This is a genomic window from Streptomyces sp. NPDC005808 (genome assembly GCF_042871385.1).
GTDB lineage: Bacteria > Actinomycetota > Actinomycetes > Streptomycetales > Streptomycetaceae > Streptomyces.
Genome location: NZ_JBIAIK010000003.1, coordinates 417,893 through 432,338 on the forward strand (window position 1 = coordinate 417,893; position 14,446 = coordinate 432,338).

The following is a 14,446-nucleotide window of genomic DNA, read 5'->3' on the forward strand; positions in this document are numbered from 1 at the left end:
AGCCACTTCACTGGCCCTCACCTCGCTGGACGTTGAGGTGCTGCTTGGGGAACGGGTTGGCGGCGAGGTGCTTGGTGAGGGCGCGTCCGTCGCGGGCCACGCCGGGGTGCCGGAGGCTGGCGCAGAGCTGGCAGGTCTTGGGATTGTGCTTCATCGCGCACCGCCCGCGGTGGCGCGGAAGACGCGCAGGGCGGCGCCGGCCGGGGCGTCGGGCAGGGCGTAGACGCGGGCGCCGTCGAGGGCGGCGAGGAGGCGGGTGGCGTGGTACTCGCAGCCGTCGGCGCCGTGGTTGTTCTGGTCGAGGACGGTGACAGCGACCGGGCCACGGCACGGGGTGGGGTCCGTGGGGTACGCGGCGGGGCAGTGCTGGCCGGACGGCTCGGCGGCGAGCAGCTGGCTGGCGTCGGTGCGGCGGAACGCGTTGCTGGCGTAGTCCGTGGCGCAGAGGCGGTGCAGCTCGGCGAGGCGCTCGCTCTTGGGGATCCCGCTGGCGGCGACGGGGCGCCTGGTCGCGTTGGTGGTGCCTGCGGTTGCAGGCATGGAAAGATCGGTCATGCCGACTCCTGGTTAGGTCAGGTAGTTCGGTGGAGGGTCGGACGGTGCGATCGCCTCGGGTGCGTCAACATCCGGGAGCTGCTGTCCGGCCCTCGCTGTCTATTCGGTTGTGGCCCCGGTGTCGGTGGCCTTCTTGCGCTGGTACTTCTTGATCGCCTTGTCGACGGCGTTCCAGCTGACTCCGAGGTCGCGAGCGACGTCGGCGACTGTGCCGAGGTCGGCCACTCCTTCGAGTAGCGCTTCGGCGCGTCGGTCGGCGGCTTTGGAGGCGAGTCGGTTGAGCTGCGTCAACAGCTCGTCCTCGTCGCGGATCCGGTCCCGCCAGGGCTTCGGTTCCATCCCCATGACCGTATCCAACCCGGGGGTTAGACGCAAGAGGATCACACTACTCCGTCCGGCTGATAGTGCAGGAGCAGCAGCAGGTCCTGCTGGCCCTCGTACACGCAGTGGCAGGTCCGGCATGTCAGCCGGGACTCGCTCGCCTGGTGTGTGATGTCGGCTCCGCACACGGCGCCTTGGGCGTCGACGACGGCGATGCACTGGCCCACCACCTTGCGCCGGGGCACCGGGTCGCCCACGACCGACCGGGCCTGAGCCTCCAGCGTGCGGACCTCGCGGGCAAGGTCGCCGGCGGCCGGGTAGTGCGCGCCGATCCAGTCGAGTTCCATGGCCAGCCACCGGCAGTCGGCGGCCAGGCCGGACGGGGGCGGTGCCGAGTGCTGCGGCCAGCGGACGCGCTGTACGTCGACGCGCCAGGAGTGCACGACCTTCGCCATGTTCCCGCTGTTCATCTCGTCCAGCACGTTCTCGTCGAGCGGCGACCGGGGGCCGGCCGCGTTCTTCGTCGAGACGATCTCGCCCCAGCCGCCGCGGCGCGGCACGAGGCATTGGACCAGTTCGTCGTGGAGCGTGGGCAGGTCGGCCAGGCGCTCGGCGAGATTGGTGGTGTCGCGGTCGCACAGGTAGCGGTCGCCGGCCTCGCTGCCGCAGAGTCCGCAGAGGGTCACAGGTAACTCCCGGTGAGGGGTACGTCGTTGATCGGGTGGCCGTCGGCCTGGTCGTCGTCTTCGTCCTCGTCTCCCCAGAGTTCGAGGGCGATGGGAGCGGTGGTCGTGGGCGCGGGCGTGGCCTTGGGGTGGTTGGGCGTGTAGCGGAGCCGTCGGCGGGGGCGAGGCGCCAGGAGGCCCTGTAGGCGCTTGAGGCAGTGCGGTCCGAGGCGGAGCCGCTTGGACTCCTCGTCGCGCAGGAGGCGCCCGCACGCCATGCACGGCACTGCCTCTCCGGTCGCTCCGTCCCCGCCCGTCACGCTGCTGCCTCGCTTGGCGGGGCGGGCCGCTTGGTGCCGGCCGCGCCGATGGCGGCGGCCAGGTCGTCCCAGTGCCGGTCCTGCTCCTGCTTCGTCCACAGGCCGTGGCCACCGGAGGCGGATTCGGGGCGGACCGGGATCTCCTCGAGGAGGAGGCGCTCAAGGGGTGTCACGCGAGGGTCTCCTTTGCTTCCTGGATGCGGCGGGGGTGGGCGTCGGCCAGCTGCTGGCCGTTGTCGTGGCACGGGGTGCCCTGCAAGACCTGGCACTCGGGGCAGCAGGCGAAGGTGACCGCCCAGAGGGTGATGCGCGAGGGGTGGAGGCGCGGGAGCACGCGTCCGTTGACGCGGACGATGCACGACTGGTGGGCGCGGGCGTGGCAGTGCTCGTGCGGGCAGGGCACGGAGCGGGCGGGGTGTGCGCGGGCGCGGAAGGCGTGGCGCAGATTCGCGGGCATCGGCGCCCCTTGATGACGGCCCACGGCTCACACCTCCTCGTCGGGCTGGGACACAACAGCGGGCGCGGGGCTGGCGGGTAGTAGTCCGGCAGCGGCCCGGCGCAGCAGCTCGGCGAGCGCTCCGGCCGTGCCGGGGTAGCCCTTGGCGACGATGAAGTTGCGCATCGGCTCGGTCGGCATGGCCACCTCGCAGGTGACGCCGCAGAACGAGTGCTCGCCTTCCGCGTGGGCCTGTGCCTCTTCGTGGGTGGCGCAGAGTTCGCCGTCCTCGCAGGGGTTCGGTTGGTCGCAGGGCGTGGCCTGTGTCTGGTCCTGCTGCGCCTCGTCGGCCACACGGCTCGGGACGGGCGCGGCCGTGCCGGTGACCCACGATGACCACTCGTCGCTGTCCGGTCGGACGTGTCGGTGATACCCGAGGTGACCCTCGGGTTGGGTGCAGCGGTAGGCGCCGCTCGGGCTGTAGCAGCCACACTTGCCCGCGTCGACGGGCTTGGGCTGGCCAGCGATCCGTCGCAGTTCCCGGATGGCGAGGCGCGCACCCTCGACTTCCGGGGCGGCATCGCTGGACTGGCGGCCGACGTACACCTCCAACTCCTCTGCGGCTTCCCGCAGCACGGCGCTGCGGTCGGTGGCCGCGGGGAGGACAGCCAGCACCGCGTCGGCGAGGTCGCCACGGCGCATGTCCATCCGGTAGTCGGCCTGTTCGAGCGCCTCGGCGATCTGCTCGCGCAGCGCGGCCCGGTCGGCAGGCGCGGGCTGCTCGGCGGCGGGCTCGGCGAGTGCGGCACGGATCTGGTCCCGCAGCTCGCAGCCGGCACACGCCAGGTTCGCGGCGAGGTTGTCGTGCCGGGCCACGCTGCCGTGCATGGCGGACAGGTAGGACTCGCTACGGCGCAGCAGGTCGGTGGGTTCGGGTGTGGTGGTCATGCGCTGTGCCTTTCGGTCGCGTGGTGGTAGTCGGCGCAGCCGGAGCAGAGGCCGGCGGAGCCGTAGGGCAGCGGGATGCCGCAGTCGGGTTCGGTACAGCGGGCGAGCGCAGGGCGGGCGCGGACGGCGGCAAGTGCCGTGTCCCGGGGCGCGCTCGCCCTGCCTGCCTGACCCGTCGATGACTCGTCTTTCGCGGCCTCGCCCGCGCGCAGCTGTGGCTGAGGTGAAAGGCCAGCCAAGTTGTGGTCGGGGAAGGGGTCTCTACCGGAGGTAGAGAGGTACTGGTCGACCCCCGCTACGGACGCTGTCCGGAACGCGTCCACGGACGCTGTCCGGGGGCGTCCATGGACGCTGTCCGGATCCGTTCCGGAGGGTTCGGAACCCCCGCTACGGACGCTGTCCGGACCGCGTCCACGGACGCTGTCCGAAGGGTTTTCCACAGCGTCCATGGACGCTGTCCGGGAGTTATCCACAGCCTTCGCGATGTCCGCGGCCTTCTTCTTCGCGTAGGCCCTGCGCTGCCGGGTGTCGGTCATGTGGTGCATGTGCGGCGCCCAGTCGAGGCCGCCACCGAGCGGCAGCAGCAGCTGGTACATCGAGGACGCGTTCGGCCGGCGCTTCCGCGTGAGGAGACCGACGCCCATGAGCACCTTCACGGCGTTGGTGACGGTCTCCTCCGAGCAGCCGGCCAGGGTGGCGAGGGTGTCCCTGCCGGGGAATGCGTTCGAGCCGTCAGCGTCCGCGTAGGTGGCGATCCACATGCCCACGGTCGCGACGCGCGCCACCTCGGGGATGCGGCGGCCCACGCGCAGGACCTCGGCCCGGAGGGCGTTGGTCCACGCGTTGCGGGCGCTCTGCACGCGGTCGTCAGTGCTCAACTCGGGTCTCTCTTCGTGATCTTGCGGAACCGATCCGGCTGGATCCGCGGGCCTCTCTCAGGCGGCAGTGGTCTGGGTGCGGCGCTGACGGAGTTCGTGGCGGTACAGGGACCTGGCCTCGCGGCACGGGTCGCACACGGGGGTGTCGTGCCTGCGGTGTTCCCCGTCGCCGAATGGCGTGCCGCAGCGTCCGGTCCAGTCGGGGAAGGTGGCGGGGACGTCGATGGTGTCGTCGTCCCACGCGCCGACCGGAGCCCACCGGGCGTCCGCCGCACGGGCCTTGGCGTCGCGGATGCCGCGGTCTGTGGCACCGCGGGTGGCAGGGTCGACGTTCCACAGCCGGTCGTAGACGACGCGGACCAGGCGGGCCGTCCTCACGGTCACCGACGAGGCGGCGATGAGCGTGCTGAAGTTGCCCGGCGTCCAGCCCATCTCGTCGGCCAGGTGCTGTTGCGGCCATCCGCCCGCTACCAGCGCCCGCAGCCGGCGCGTGGTGCCGGTGGCGTTGATGACGGTGTTCGGCCCGAGATTGCCGAGGGTGGGCTCGACGGCCAGGACGGCGGCGGCGAGAGCAGGCCGGACCTTCTCCTGCGGTCCGGTGCCCCGCTCGGGACGGCCGGTGATGATGGCCTGCAGCCGCTTGCGGTCGACGTTCGCTACGGCCGCGATGGAGCGCAGGCCCATGAGGCAGGTCTGCAGGGATTCGATGTGGATGCGGACGGGCTCGGCGTCGACCCACGGCTGCCAGGTGCCAGCCGTGATCGCCTTCGTGCGGTTCTCGTCATACCGGGAGCGGGCGTAGGCGCACACGTAGCAGCGGCAGCCGTCGAGCTGGTAGCGGGCGTATCCGTGCGGACGCTCCGTCATGACGTGCCCCCGTCCTGCTGCTCGGGGCGGACGGCGTCATGCAGGCGGGCGAGGCCTGCCTGCACCTCCGGGTCGAGGTCGGGAGGTCCGAGCCGCTCGTAGAGGCCCGAGAGTTCGGCGAAGTGCCGGTCAAGGTGCGCGTCGAGGTCTTCCATGAGGCGCAGCGAGTCCGGGCCCTCGTACCGCCATTGCGTTCGCGGGCGGGGTGTGCGGCACAGGCGGAAGAGAACGAGAGTGCAGACCAGCAGGAAGACAGCGATTCCGAGGTTGATGACGGTCGCGGCGCTCACGCTGCGGCCCCGTTGCGGTAGGCCGCAGTGCCCTGCCAGGTGCGGCAGATGCTGCTGTGGACGGTGGCCCGCTTCGACTTGGCGTAGCCCCGCGCCTCGATGACCCCGGCCGCGGCGGCGCGCAGGAACGCGGGCCCCCACCGGTTGGGGCTGTCGGGCTCGTCGACCAGGCCCTCGGCGATGAGGTCCGCGGCCTGGAACTCGACGCCTCGACGGGCCATCAGCTCGATTGCTGCGGCGCAGGCGTCGGCCCACTCGACCGACGTGTTGGCCGCCGCGAGCGCCATGCCGTCGGCCTTCGCCGTCTCCCCGGCGGCCGGGCTGACGGTACCCTCCACGGGCTCGGAGAACTGGAGTTGCTCGGTCACTGGGTGATCTCCCTTCCGCAGTCGCACAGGACGCGGCCGTCGCGCGCGGTGAGTTGGCGCCAGCGGTGGAACGGGCAGGGCTCCACGAGGGCCTGGCCAGTGGGGTGCTGGACGATGGCGTAGCGGGGGTTGTACGGGCCGCCCATGGCGCGCAGCGGCTGCATGTCGCCGCAGGCGAGGCAGCGTCCGACGCGACCGCCAGGCAGCTCTTCGTACACGGAGGTACGGGAAGCGGGGCAGGTCTTCGGCGGGTCGATGTCGCGCGGGGAGAAGAGCAGGAGCCGGCCGGTTGGGCTGTCGTCCTGCCCGGCTCCGGCGGCGCGGCCCTCGCAGGTGCCGCACACCGGTTCACCGGCGGGCGGTTCGTCGGCGGCGAGGAACGCGCCCGCGTGCTCGCTGCCGCCGATGCCATACCCGCACCACGCCCCGTAGACGACGCGGTCGTTGGGGTAGCGGGTGCCGGAACGGGGCCGGTGCCAGCGGCTCATGCCGCGCGTGCGGACGAAGCGCGGTCCGTCGGTCAGTGCCTCGATGTCCAGGCTGACGGAGCTGTACGTGGTGGGTGGCAAGAGGGCGATCGTCATCACTGCCCCCCGCGCAGCCGGGCCAGGGCGTCGCCGGCCATCTGTGCCAGCTGCTCGTCGGAGGCGGCGAAGATGGCGTCCGGGACGGTGACCGCGTCGTACACGTCGCGCGCCCAGCGGGCGTCACCGAGCGCGGTGTGCGCGACGTCGGCGGTGGGCGGCTCGATCTCGACGTGGCGGGAGACGTCGTGCGTCTTCCACGGCCAGCCGATCGCCTTGGCGACCTTGCCGTACCAAGTGGCGTCGCAGTCCCGGACCGTCCACTCGCTGGCCCGTCCGTACAGGGAGCCGACGGCGAGGGTGACCACGTCGACGGTGCGGTAGTGCCAGGGCCGCGGCTGGTCGAAGTAGCGCCCGAGCAGGTGCGTCAGCATCTCCGCGTCGAACGGCACGTTCGAGCCGACCAGGACGGCTCCATCCAGCAGCGCGCGCACCTGCGTGGCCGCGATGTGCGGGTCGTCCCACACCCAGTCCGGGGCGTTGGTCCGCTCGTAGTAGCGGTTGATCTTCAGGGCTTCCGGGTCTGCGTTCAACAGGTCCGGCTTGATCCGGAACACGTGCTCTTCGTCCTGGCCGTCGCAGCGCAGGATGACAGCGATCTCCCACGCGTCGTGCAGGAACGGATCCAGGCCGATCGTCTCGACGTCGACAAATGCCGTCAGCTCAGGCTTCTTGGTGGTGCGCATGATGCTCGCTTTCGAGGTCGGTCAGCGGCTGCCGAGCTGGGGGAACTTCTGGACGGAGAGCGAGCGGCACGGTTCGCGCAGGCACATGTCGACGAAGAGCGGCTGGTCCGGATGGGCCTGCTGGTGCAGCGCGTTGAGGGCGCTGTGGAGTTCACCGGCGGCGCCGTGCGGGTCCCCCGCGCAGCTGTCTTCGCGGTGCAGGCCGAGGTCGCTCAGCTCGTTGTCGTCGGACTCAGCGAGGTAGTCGCCGATGTCCACCTCGACGTCGGTGGTGACGGTCACGTACCGATAGGGGCGACGGGTCTTCATGGGTGCTCCAAGAGGTGTGGTTGCCGTGGCCCACCCGCCGGGGGGAAGTTGCGGGCGGGCCACGGCTGGCCGCCGAGCCTTGGATGGGGAGGCTCGCGGCCCGTCAGGTGGTCAGGCAGCGCGCGGGTCGAGGGCCTCGCGCAGGGTGCGGACGTCGAACCCGTGAGGGTGGGTGGATGCCTCGTCGTCGTCGATGTCGCGGTGCATGGGCGGCACGGTGACGGCGTACTCGTTGTCGCGCTGCGACCTGAGAGCGAGGAGCTGGCCCTCAAGAGCGCCGGCCTTCTCCTCGGCTGCCGCGCGCAGCTGCCGCTCGACGCTGACGTCTACGGCGTCCGCCGCCAGCTGGACGATGCGCTCGCCCTGCTCGATGGCGGTGGCGTCGAGTCCGCGGATGACGCCTTCGAGGCGGAGGACTTCGGCGCGGGCTGCGTCGCGGTCGTGGATGAGGCGGGAGCGGGTGTAGCGGCGGAGGCCGGTACCGGCGAGCGGGTTCCTCATCGATCCCCCTTGGACGTGATCGGGTACAGGTCGTCGGGAATGTCGATGAGGCCCGCCTCGATGGAGGCGATGAGGTCCGGGTCGGTGATCCACGCAGGGACCGGGCGCGGGGCGAGGCCAAGGGCACGCAGCAGGCCGGGCATGAGCACCGGCGCTGCGGTGTCGGGCATCGCCGGAAGGTCTGCGAGCGGATTCGGCTTGGGCGCGAGGGCCGTCATTCGTCCGCCTCCTCGTCGTACTCGAAGGCGATGTCCAGGGCGTCCACCACGTAGCCGGTGATGGACTCCTCGTTCTGCCCCGCGACGACCACCAGTTCGGCGATGCCGTCTTCCTCGTCCTCGATCCAGTCGAAGGCGAGGTTGGTCCCCGTCAGCCACGAGCGGCGCTCCTCCGCCTCGCAGTGCTCGCGGGCGGCAGCGGCCGTGGTGTAGAGGCCCATCACGATCGAGTCGTGCGACGCCCGGTAGACCTTCGGGACGGCCTCGCCCGGTTCCATAGGTGTCCCGAAGGTCGCCTGCTGGAGCAGGTAGAGCGCACCGAGCGCAGCGCTACCGGGGTCGTCGTGGTCGTAGCAGAGGGAAGCGAGAGCGGCCCGCCCCTCGACGGCCGCCTCCTCCAACTCGGCAACCCGGCTGATGAGCCACTCCACAGCTGGGGTCAGCGATTCTCCGAGCGGCATCGGGACCTTCCGGTCCTCCCCGTTCGGAGAGAGCGCGCCGCGCATGTTCAGCGCGTCGTTCTGGAGTGCCACAAGACGGCCACGGCGCCGGTCACGCTGCGCCTCCAACTCCGCAACCTGAGCCCGCAGTTGCTCCAGCTCGGCCGCAACGTCCGGCGACATCAGCAACTGCGCCGACTCCAGAGCCTCCGCAGCCTGGTCAGCGAGCGCCGCGATACGACCCTGACTCCACTGCGCACGGATCACACCCGCCGCGGTACGGGCCAACGGGGAGAGCGTCATGCCGCCACCGCCTCGGAAGTGGCGGAGTACACGGGCGTCGTCCTGTACTCACGGCGCCACCGATACTTGGGCTTCGCCGACGGGTTCTCGCGCCACTCGATGGGTCCGTGGCACTTCCGCATCGGGTCGTGCATCCACTCGCGGCGGAAGGCTTCCGCGTTGCAGCCGGGGCACTGCACCTTCGGGCCGATCTTCGCCCCGTAGCCCTGTGCCTCGAACGCGGCCTGTCGCTGCCACTGGTCCGGCCGCTCGAAGTCCAGGCAGCCGTCCAGTACTTCGGTTCCGTCCAGCGACGGGTAGTCGCCGCCGGCGCCCCAGTAGGCGAGGGCCTGGTCCTCGGACTCGGCGTCCACCCACAGGACCCGGGTGACGGTCTCCGTGACGATGATCGGGAAGCTGCGCTCCATCACGCCGTAGGCGTTGCGGGGCGTCTGGTCATCCAGCAGTTCCTGCACGTTCCAGTCGGGCTCGTTCGGCTCGACACGGGGCCAGCGCCGACCCAAATAGCCGTGGTCGCCCTGGTGCTTCAGCTCCAGGTCACAGTCTTCGTAACTGCCGCCGGGCTTCGGCTCACCGCACTTCATGCCGACACCTCGACGGCGTCGACGGTGCGCGGGGCGGTGAGCATGTCTTGGGTGATGAGGATGCCGTGCGCGGAGAGGGTCACGCTGATGCCCTCGTGGACCGTGTGGACGGTGACCCACGACCCACGGCCGTAGGGCTCCAGAACCACGTCGGCGGACGGGATGCCGAGGGCGGTGCGCCACTGCTCGAATTCGGTGGGCGTGTCCAGCTGAAGGTCGAGCCTGGACGGTTCCCCCTGCCACGGCGCGCGGATGGTGATGTACGCGGCGGGCAGTTCGGGATGCTCGACGGTCAGGTCGGCGAGCACCTGGATCGCGGAGCGTTGCACGGTGAGTTGGGAGCTATTCTCAGTGGTCACGGTGACCTCTGCTTTCTGTGTGGTGGGGTCGCCGGTCGGGGGTCGCCAGGCCGGTCAAAGCGGGCGGCCCTTCGGCGCGTTCAGGGGTAGGTCAGGCGGCCGGCGCCTGCGCGCCGAGCTGGTTGTTGAGGCGCAGGTCCTCGGCGGTGAAGGTGATGCGGCCGCCGTCGTTGTGGAAGTGCAGCTCTCGCCGGTAGCACTTCTCGCGGATCACCCGGGCGGTGTACGGCAGCAGCCTCAGGGCGGCGACCTCGTCCGGTGTCCACCGGCGGAATTCAGCCTCGGCCGAACTGTCCTGCGGGATAAGGGACTTGGGCGCCTTGGGGGCCTTTGCGGGGGCCCGGCGCGTCCTCGTGGCCTGAGCGGTCACGGCGTCGACTCCTCTGTTTCAGTCAGCAGGTCCTCCGACACGCGGAGGGCCTTGGCAACCCGGCGGACCTGCTCAGAGCCGACCTCCTGGATGTGGCCCCGCTCCATCCGGGAGAGGTAGCCGCGGTTCAGGCCGGTCTTGGCTTCAAGCTCAGGAAGACTGAGCCCTCGACCCACTCGCACGCCTCTGATCATCGATCCATTGGGCTTCACGCCCACATTCTCACCACACTCTGCCTACGCAAAGCAAGCAGGCTGCCTACTTTTTCCATCGAGGTGGTGAGCCGCCGTACTGGTGGTGCGCCGGGAGCGCACGGGATTCAGTGCAACCGCCGGGGCGCAAAATGCCGAATACTGCCCAGGTCAAAGCGCCGAAACTGAGCTGTTGGCGTGCAACGAGATGTGCCAAGATGGTTGCCCATGGATGACGGAACCAAGGAGCTGGGCACCCGGCTTCAAGTGGCACGCGAAGCGCTGCGCCCTCGGCTCACCCAGCCAGCCGCAGCGGAGACCCTCGGGGTGAGCCGCACGACCATCCAGAACATCGAGAGCGGAGACTTCGTCAGGGTCGGCAAGACCGTGCGCAGATACGCCGAGCTACTCGGATTCCCGGACGGGGAGGCCGAGCGCATCGCCCGGGGTGAGCCAGCGGCAGGCAGTGAGCAGGCTGCCGAGTCGAGCAGGCTGCCGCTTCCGCCGGCGGTGGAGTACGAGCTGCGGACAGGCGAGACGCTCGAGGCCGGGGTGATCCCGCTCGGTCCGCACGAAGACGACGGGCACATCATCGTGGTCTTGCAAGGCCGCAAGGGCGCGTCACCGGAGGAACTGGAGCGGATCGCGGCGCGTTACCGCAAGCCGCGCAGACTCCTCCAAGGGCTCGCCACTGAGCCTGATGAGGTTGCAGAGTCCTGATTGATCCGCACCAGGTACGTGCATTACGCCATTCGGTGTGGTTGCATGCACGGACCGTCACGAGAGGGGGGCACCGCTCGGCGGAACGGGGGCAGCAATGCTCACGATTGAGGTGAAGCGACACGCCCAGGGCGAGGACTACTTCGAGCCCTGGATCGAGGACTACAAGGACGGCTCCGGCTGTCTGTTCCACTTTCACTACGACGACATCAGCGACGAAGGCACCGTGGTGTTCGCCGAGCTGTTCACGCAGCAGGCGCGCCGCTGGCACCCGCGCCCCGCTGGGGCGCCTCTCGGCCCGCGCATTCCCATCACGATGGAGCGGCGGGCCATCATGGACAACGACGCCGCCGTCGCGGTCGACGACCACCCGGAATACATCGCCTACACGGTTCGCGCCGATCTCATCAGCGAGCGCGCCGCAGGCCACCTCACGCGCCACCAGTCGGAGCGGTCTCCGTGGTGGGAGCGGCAACCGGCCTGCTACGTGATCCACGGGCAGACCGTGTAGCGGACCGGTCGCAGACAGGGGGAAGGGCATGGCCTACGCGGAGAAGGTCTACAAGGTCAGGAACGGCCGCCAGACGAAGCAGTTCACCTGGCGCGCGCGGTACAAGAAGCCCGACGGCACGTGGGGGAGCGAGCCCGGTTTCGAGACGAAGAAGCTCGCCGAGGCGTGGGGCGAGGAGCAGGAGTCGGACATCCGGGCCGGCCGCTGGATCGACCCGGAGCTGAAGCACAAGCACTTCGGTGTGTGGGCGAGGGAGTGGATGAAGGAGAAGGCGCCGCGCGGCCGGACGACCACCACCCGGTGGGAGCGCCTTGAGCGGCACATCCTTCCGCGGTGGGAGCACACGCCGCTGATCGGCATCTCGTGGTTCGACGCGGAGAACTGGGCGAACGGGCTCGACTGCGACGACTCGACGGCGACGCAGTGTCTCAGCGTCATGTCCTCGATCCTCACGGGTGCCGTGGACGCCAAGCACCTCCTGGTGAATCCGCTCTTCGGCCGGCGCCGCAGCCGCACCGCCGCGGCGAAGGCAGAGATCCAGAAGAAGGACCACACCGAACTCTGGGCGCCGCCCGAGATCGTGTTGCAGGTGGCGCGGCGGGCAGGTCCCCGGGACGGGCTGCACATGCTTGTCACGGCCTTCGCGGGAATCCGCTGGGGTGAGGGCCTCGCCCTGCGGAAGACGTCGCTGACCGAGCGGCGGCAGGCCTTCGATGGCGGGGAGTTCGTGTGTCCGACGCTGTCCGTCGTCGAGGAGGTGGCGGAGTATCAGCCGCGCGATGCCGACGGGAAGAAGCTCCCGCTCGTCCTCGGGCTTGAGCCGGTGAAGACCGCGGAGTCGAAGCGGGAAATCGACCTGCCGCCGTTCCTCGCGGTGCTCCTCGCAGAGCACGCATCCGCGCACGTGCGCGAGTTCCTGTTCTGCACGGTGGGCGGCAAGCACTGGCGGCGCAGCAACTTCGGGCACCAGGTGATGCGGCGGTGCGCGGACGGGCGGGACGCGCGGCTGAAGAGCAAGGGGTATGCGCCGCGGGCGACCTGGGAGCCGCTCATGCCGGGGCTGACGATGCGCGCGCTGCGGCACACGCACGACACCTACCAGGACCAGATCGGGGTGAAGCCGGCGCTCGCCTTCGAGCAGGCCGGGCACAAGCGGCCCGGCATCAAGGCCGTTTACCAGCACCCCACACCGGACATGCGGCGCGATAGGCTGGACGGGCTACAGGAGATCTACGAGCGGGCCATGACCAACCTCGGATGGGAAACCGTCTGGCAGAGTTGATCTCCCGAATATCTCCTAAATGATCTACACGGCAGGCGTCACGGCAGGTCAGAAGAGAATTAGCGCCGCCCTTACAAGGCGGATGTCGGCGGTTCGAAACCGTCCGCGCCCACCAGGCCAGAGGCCCCCAGCTGATCATGGCTGGGGGTCTTTGACATCCCGATCTGCCATCAGTGATGGCGTTGATAGTGCGGTAGGCGACGCGGGAGCAGTCGGTCCATGTGCCTGACCGCCTCGTGCTGGCTGTCCTGGACCGCGTGGGCGTAGACGTTCGTCACCGACCCAGACCGAAGCACCACGTTGCCACTTCGGGTTGAAGAAGCCGAACATCTCTGTGTTGAAGGAGCCGAACACCCCGCCGGGACCGATCAGCAGGTGATCAAGGGCGCCAAGCGGCCAAACTTTCCCGACATTCATCAAGCCCGCGCACGGCGCGGGCGCGCGCCGCCTCGGCGGCGCGGCCTCCTGTCGCGAAAGACTCCGGCCGCTGCACCGGCAATCTCCACCGGCCCAAGCGCTACAGCCGCCGCCAGTAACCTCACCCCGTGATCACAGCCGAGCAAGCACGCAGAATCGTCGAGATACATCTCGCGAGGATGCCCGCCGAAGACGGCATCGCCGCCGTCATCATCAGCATCACCGAGCACCGCTTCGGCTGGGAGTTCCACTACCAGAGCTCCACTTGGGCCAGGACCCGCCAGACCTGCGACCTGTGGGTGGGCACCGGCCCCATCGTTGTGGACCGGCGCGACGGCAGCCTGCACCAACTCGGAGGCCCCCAGTTCGGCGACACCGTCGCCGCCTACCAGCGCCAATACGACACGGAGACTTCAACAGGCCGGCACCAGACCCCTTGACTCCTCTATTAAGACTCCGCCGACCTCAGTGTTCTGCTCACCGCGATCGGGCTCGATGTCCTCACTGCGCTGCAGACCACGCCCGCCCTGCAATGCGGATGTCGGCGGTTCGAAACCGTCCGCGCCCACCAGGTTCGGGGCATGCGAGGCCCAGGTCGGCTGGGTACGGACCCGTAGATCTGGGCCTTGGGTCTTTTCCCGCCTAGCTAGCCTGGCGCGGTGACGACTTCCGGACATCTTCTGCTGCGAGCTCTCCACGACAGTGGCGACCCGTCCTTGCGCCCGCTGCCGGACAAAGTGGCGGAGCTCCTGCGGAGTCTCGACGTCCCTCCGCGCCTCGCGGCCCACCTGCGAGCCGTTCACGATGTCGCGCACCAACTCGTCGACTGGGCGGAGGAGCGGCAGCCGGCGCTGCGGTTCGACCGTGAGGCCGTGCTCTTCGGGGCGGCCACGCATGACATAGGGAAGACGGTGCACGTCGGTGAACTGTCAGGGCCCGGCTCCGCGCACGAAGAGACCGGGCGTGAACTGCTGCTGACCCACGGCTTCGGTGTGGAACTGGCCCGGTTCGCGGGGACGCACGCGGCGTGGACCGGACCGGACATCGGGATCGACGATCTGCTGGTGAGCGTGGCTGACAAGGTCTGGAAGAACAAGCGGGTTCCTGAGCTGGAAGATCTCGTGGTCGGGCGGCTGAGCGAGGCGAGTGGAAGGACGCGCTGGGAGGAGTTCCTGGCCCTCGATGATCTCCTCGGGGCTGTCGGTGAGGGAGCGGATCGGCGGCTGGCCTTCCAGGCGGCCTACCCGGTCGGGCGGCCCCGTTGAAAACCGGTGTTCTCCGGCCCGCCCGGTTCGGGATCATGGCTGTACGGCGGAGAGAAGG

Annotated in this window: 27 protein-coding genes; 5 read left to right on the forward strand and 22 right to left on the reverse strand. The window is 69.8% G+C overall.

All coding sequences use genetic code 11. The annotated features are described in order from the left end of the window. Nucleotides 1-7: 7 nt before the first annotated feature. The 22 genes from ACFYPC_RS08930 to ACFYPC_RS09035 all read right to left on the reverse strand — a co-directional run bounded on the left by ACFYPC_RS08930 (nt 8) and on the right by ACFYPC_RS09035 (nt 10,214). Entirely contained in the window at nt 8-154 is a 147-nt protein-coding gene (locus tag ACFYPC_RS08930) for a hypothetical protein (protein ID WP_388672849.1), read from the reverse strand. After that, nucleotides 151-555 carry a hypothetical protein gene (locus ACFYPC_RS08935; RefSeq protein ID WP_388672851.1) on the reverse strand — a complete coding sequence of 135 codons (405 nt, stop codon included), beginning with the start codon at nt 553-555 and terminating at the stop codon, nt 151-153. Before ACFYPC_RS08935 ends, ACFYPC_RS08930 begins: the two co-directional genes overlap by 4 nt. Before the next feature lie 99 nt (nt 556-654). Beyond that, nucleotides 655-894, reverse strand: coding sequence for a hypothetical protein (locus tag ACFYPC_RS08940; RefSeq protein WP_388672853.1), 240 nt, complete (start codon nt 892-894; stop codon nt 655-657). Nucleotides 895-935: 41 nt separating this feature from the next. Further along, complete coding sequence (locus ACFYPC_RS08945) at nt 936-1,562, reverse strand: hypothetical protein (protein WP_388672855.1); 627 nt, start codon at nt 1,560-1,562, stop codon at nt 936-938. Next, a complete protein-coding gene (locus tag ACFYPC_RS08950; RefSeq protein WP_388672857.1) occupies nt 1,559-1,819 on the reverse strand; it encodes a DUF6011 domain-containing protein in 261 nt (86 codons plus the stop codon). The genes ACFYPC_RS08945 and ACFYPC_RS08950 overlap by 4 nt, the downstream gene beginning before the upstream one ends. A 38-nt stretch (nt 1,820-1,857) precedes the next feature. Next, the gene (locus ACFYPC_RS08955; RefSeq protein WP_388672859.1) at nt 1,858-2,034 is read right to left on the reverse strand and encodes a hypothetical protein; all 177 of its coding nucleotides are present in this window, start codon (nt 2,032-2,034) and stop codon (nt 1,858-1,860) included. Continuing rightward, nucleotides 2,031-2,318, reverse strand: a complete 288-nt coding sequence (locus tag ACFYPC_RS08960) for a hypothetical protein (protein ID WP_388672861.1) — start codon at nt 2,316-2,318, stop codon at nt 2,031-2,033. Before ACFYPC_RS08960 ends, ACFYPC_RS08955 begins: the two co-directional genes overlap by 4 nt. A 27-nt stretch (nt 2,319-2,345) precedes the next feature. Next, nucleotides 2,346-3,245 carry a hypothetical protein gene (locus ACFYPC_RS08965; protein WP_388672863.1) on the reverse strand — a complete coding sequence of 300 codons (900 nt, stop codon included), beginning with the start codon at nt 3,243-3,245 and terminating at the stop codon, nt 2,346-2,348. Then, nucleotides 3,242-4,123: a helix-turn-helix domain-containing protein gene (locus tag ACFYPC_RS08970; RefSeq protein WP_388672865.1), complete on the reverse strand. Its 882-nt coding sequence runs from the start codon at nt 4,121-4,123 to the stop codon at nt 3,242-3,244. The genes ACFYPC_RS08965 and ACFYPC_RS08970 overlap by 4 nt, the downstream gene beginning before the upstream one ends. A gap of 57 nt (nt 4,124-4,180) precedes the next feature. Then, entirely contained in the window at nt 4,181-4,990 is an 810-nt protein-coding gene (locus ACFYPC_RS08975) for a hypothetical protein (RefSeq protein ID WP_388672867.1), read from the reverse strand. Further along, on the reverse strand, nt 4,987-5,280 hold the full coding sequence (locus tag ACFYPC_RS08980; RefSeq protein WP_388672869.1) for a hypothetical protein: 294 nt from the start codon (nt 5,278-5,280) through the stop codon (nt 4,987-4,989). Before ACFYPC_RS08980 ends, ACFYPC_RS08975 begins: the two co-directional genes overlap by 4 nt. Beyond that, nucleotides 5,277-5,648: a hypothetical protein gene (locus tag ACFYPC_RS08985; RefSeq protein WP_388672871.1), complete on the reverse strand. Its 372-nt coding sequence runs from the start codon at nt 5,646-5,648 to the stop codon at nt 5,277-5,279. Before ACFYPC_RS08985 ends, ACFYPC_RS08980 begins: the two co-directional genes overlap by 4 nt. After that, on the reverse strand, nt 5,645-6,232 hold the full coding sequence (locus ACFYPC_RS08990) for a hypothetical protein (RefSeq protein ID WP_388672873.1): 588 nt from the start codon (nt 6,230-6,232) through the stop codon (nt 5,645-5,647). Before ACFYPC_RS08990 ends, ACFYPC_RS08985 begins: the two co-directional genes overlap by 4 nt. Then, nucleotides 6,232-6,918: an exonuclease domain-containing protein gene (locus tag ACFYPC_RS08995; RefSeq protein ID WP_388672875.1), complete on the reverse strand. Its 687-nt coding sequence runs from the start codon at nt 6,916-6,918 to the stop codon at nt 6,232-6,234. Before ACFYPC_RS08995 ends, ACFYPC_RS08990 begins: the two co-directional genes overlap by 1 nt. A 21-nt stretch (nt 6,919-6,939) precedes the next feature. Further along, nucleotides 6,940-7,227 (reverse strand): hypothetical protein, encoded by a 288-nt coding sequence (locus ACFYPC_RS09000; protein ID WP_388672877.1) that lies wholly within the window; start codon nt 7,225-7,227, stop codon nt 6,940-6,942. A gap of 111 nt (nt 7,228-7,338) precedes the next feature. Then, a complete protein-coding gene (locus tag ACFYPC_RS09005; RefSeq protein WP_388672879.1) occupies nt 7,339-7,728 on the reverse strand; it encodes a hypothetical protein in 390 nt (129 codons plus the stop codon). Then, nucleotides 7,725-7,946 carry a hypothetical protein gene (locus ACFYPC_RS09010; RefSeq protein WP_388672881.1) on the reverse strand — a complete coding sequence of 74 codons (222 nt, stop codon included), beginning with the start codon at nt 7,944-7,946 and terminating at the stop codon, nt 7,725-7,727. Before ACFYPC_RS09010 ends, ACFYPC_RS09005 begins: the two co-directional genes overlap by 4 nt. Further along, nucleotides 7,943-8,689 carry a hypothetical protein gene (locus tag ACFYPC_RS09015; RefSeq protein ID WP_388672883.1) on the reverse strand — a complete coding sequence of 249 codons (747 nt, stop codon included), beginning with the start codon at nt 8,687-8,689 and terminating at the stop codon, nt 7,943-7,945. The genes ACFYPC_RS09010 and ACFYPC_RS09015 overlap by 4 nt, the downstream gene beginning before the upstream one ends. Next, nucleotides 8,686-9,273, reverse strand: coding sequence for a hypothetical protein (locus tag ACFYPC_RS09020; RefSeq protein ID WP_388672885.1), 588 nt, complete (start codon nt 9,271-9,273; stop codon nt 8,686-8,688). The genes ACFYPC_RS09015 and ACFYPC_RS09020 overlap by 4 nt, the downstream gene beginning before the upstream one ends. After that, the gene (locus tag ACFYPC_RS09025; RefSeq protein ID WP_388672887.1) at nt 9,270-9,632 is read right to left on the reverse strand and encodes a hypothetical protein; all 363 of its coding nucleotides are present in this window, start codon (nt 9,630-9,632) and stop codon (nt 9,270-9,272) included. The genes ACFYPC_RS09020 and ACFYPC_RS09025 overlap by 4 nt, the downstream gene beginning before the upstream one ends. A gap of 91 nt (nt 9,633-9,723) precedes the next feature. Continuing rightward, nucleotides 9,724-10,002, reverse strand: coding sequence for a hypothetical protein (locus ACFYPC_RS09030; protein WP_388672889.1), 279 nt, complete (start codon nt 10,000-10,002; stop codon nt 9,724-9,726). Next, nucleotides 9,999-10,214 (reverse strand): helix-turn-helix domain-containing protein, encoded by a 216-nt coding sequence (locus tag ACFYPC_RS09035; RefSeq protein ID WP_388672891.1) that lies wholly within the window; start codon nt 10,212-10,214, stop codon nt 9,999-10,001. The genes ACFYPC_RS09030 and ACFYPC_RS09035 overlap by 4 nt, the downstream gene beginning before the upstream one ends. 207 nt (nt 10,215-10,421) lie before the next feature. Between ACFYPC_RS09035 and ACFYPC_RS09040 the strand changes: the two genes are divergently transcribed. From ACFYPC_RS09040 to ACFYPC_RS09060, 5 genes are all read left to right on the forward strand, one after another. Beyond that, the gene (locus ACFYPC_RS09040) at nt 10,422-10,913 is read left to right on the forward strand and encodes a helix-turn-helix transcriptional regulator (protein ID WP_388672893.1); all 492 of its coding nucleotides are present in this window, start codon (nt 10,422-10,424) and stop codon (nt 10,911-10,913) included. Nucleotides 10,914-11,010: 97 nt separating this feature from the next. Continuing rightward, on the forward strand, nt 11,011-11,424 hold the full coding sequence (locus tag ACFYPC_RS09045) for a hypothetical protein (protein WP_388672895.1): 414 nt from the start codon (nt 11,011-11,013) through the stop codon (nt 11,422-11,424). A 28-nt stretch (nt 11,425-11,452) separates the two neighbouring features. Next, nucleotides 11,453-12,706, forward strand: coding sequence for a hypothetical protein (locus ACFYPC_RS09050; RefSeq protein WP_388672897.1), 1,254 nt, complete (start codon nt 11,453-11,455; stop codon nt 12,704-12,706). Between the two features lie 545 nt (nt 12,707-13,251). Beyond that, nucleotides 13,252-13,563, forward strand: a complete 312-nt coding sequence (locus tag ACFYPC_RS09055; protein WP_388672899.1) for a YrhB domain-containing protein — start codon at nt 13,252-13,254, stop codon at nt 13,561-13,563. Between the two features lie 219 nt (nt 13,564-13,782). Further along, a complete protein-coding gene (locus tag ACFYPC_RS09060; protein ID WP_388672901.1) occupies nt 13,783-14,388 on the forward strand; it encodes an HD domain-containing protein in 606 nt (201 codons plus the stop codon). Nucleotides 14,389-14,446: the final 58 nt, after the last annotated feature.

Excerpts from the sequence above, each read along its gene's own strand:
- ACFYPC_RS09000 (WP_388672877.1), bottom strand. The coding sequence starts at position 7,227 with ATGAAGACCCGTCGCCCCTATCGGTACGTGACCGTCACCACCGACGTC.
- ACFYPC_RS08935 (WP_388672851.1), bottom strand. The coding sequence starts at position 555 with ATGACCGATCTTTCCATGCCTGCAACCGCAGGCACCACCAACGCGACC.
- ACFYPC_RS08975 (WP_388672867.1), bottom strand. The coding sequence starts at position 4,990 with ATGACGGAGCGTCCGCACGGATACGCCCGCTACCAGCTCGACGGCTGC.
- ACFYPC_RS08950 (WP_388672857.1), bottom strand. The coding sequence starts at position 1,819 with ATGGCGTGCGGGCGCCTCCTGCGCGACGAGGAGTCCAAGCGGCTCCGC.
- ACFYPC_RS09005 (WP_388672879.1), bottom strand. The coding sequence starts at position 7,728 with ATGAGGAACCCGCTCGCCGGTACCGGCCTCCGCCGCTACACCCGCTCC.
- ACFYPC_RS08990 (WP_388672873.1), bottom strand. The coding sequence starts at position 6,232 with ATGACGATCGCCCTCTTGCCACCCACCACGTACAGCTCCGTCAGCCTG.
- ACFYPC_RS09015 (WP_388672883.1), bottom strand. The coding sequence starts at position 8,689 with ATGACGCTCTCCCCGTTGGCCCGTACCGCGGCGGGTGTGATCCGTGCG.
- ACFYPC_RS08930 (WP_388672849.1), bottom strand. The coding sequence starts at position 154 with ATGAAGCACAATCCCAAGACCTGCCAGCTCTGCGCCAGCCTCCGGCAC.
- ACFYPC_RS09050 (WP_388672897.1), top strand. The coding sequence starts at position 11,453 with ATGGCCTACGCGGAGAAGGTCTACAAGGTCAGGAACGGCCGCCAGACG.
- ACFYPC_RS09010 (WP_388672881.1), bottom strand. The coding sequence starts at position 7,946 with ATGACGGCCCTCGCGCCCAAGCCGAATCCGCTCGCAGACCTTCCGGCG.
- ACFYPC_RS09020 (WP_388672885.1), bottom strand. The coding sequence starts at position 9,273 with ATGAAGTGCGGTGAGCCGAAGCCCGGCGGCAGTTACGAAGACTGTGAC.
- ACFYPC_RS08940 (WP_388672853.1), bottom strand. The coding sequence starts at position 894 with ATGGAACCGAAGCCCTGGCGGGACCGGATCCGCGACGAGGACGAGCTG.
- ACFYPC_RS08965 (WP_388672863.1), bottom strand. The coding sequence starts at position 3,245 with ATGACCACCACACCCGAACCCACCGACCTGCTGCGCCGTAGCGAGTCC.
- ACFYPC_RS09045 (WP_388672895.1), top strand. The coding sequence starts at position 11,011 with ATGCTCACGATTGAGGTGAAGCGACACGCCCAGGGCGAGGACTACTTC.
- ACFYPC_RS08960 (WP_388672861.1), bottom strand. The coding sequence starts at position 2,318 with ATGCCCGCGAATCTGCGCCACGCCTTCCGCGCCCGCGCACACCCCGCC.
- ACFYPC_RS08995 (WP_388672875.1), bottom strand. The coding sequence starts at position 6,918 with ATGCGCACCACCAAGAAGCCTGAGCTGACGGCATTTGTCGACGTCGAG.
- ACFYPC_RS09040 (WP_388672893.1), top strand. The coding sequence starts at position 10,422 with ATGGATGACGGAACCAAGGAGCTGGGCACCCGGCTTCAAGTGGCACGC.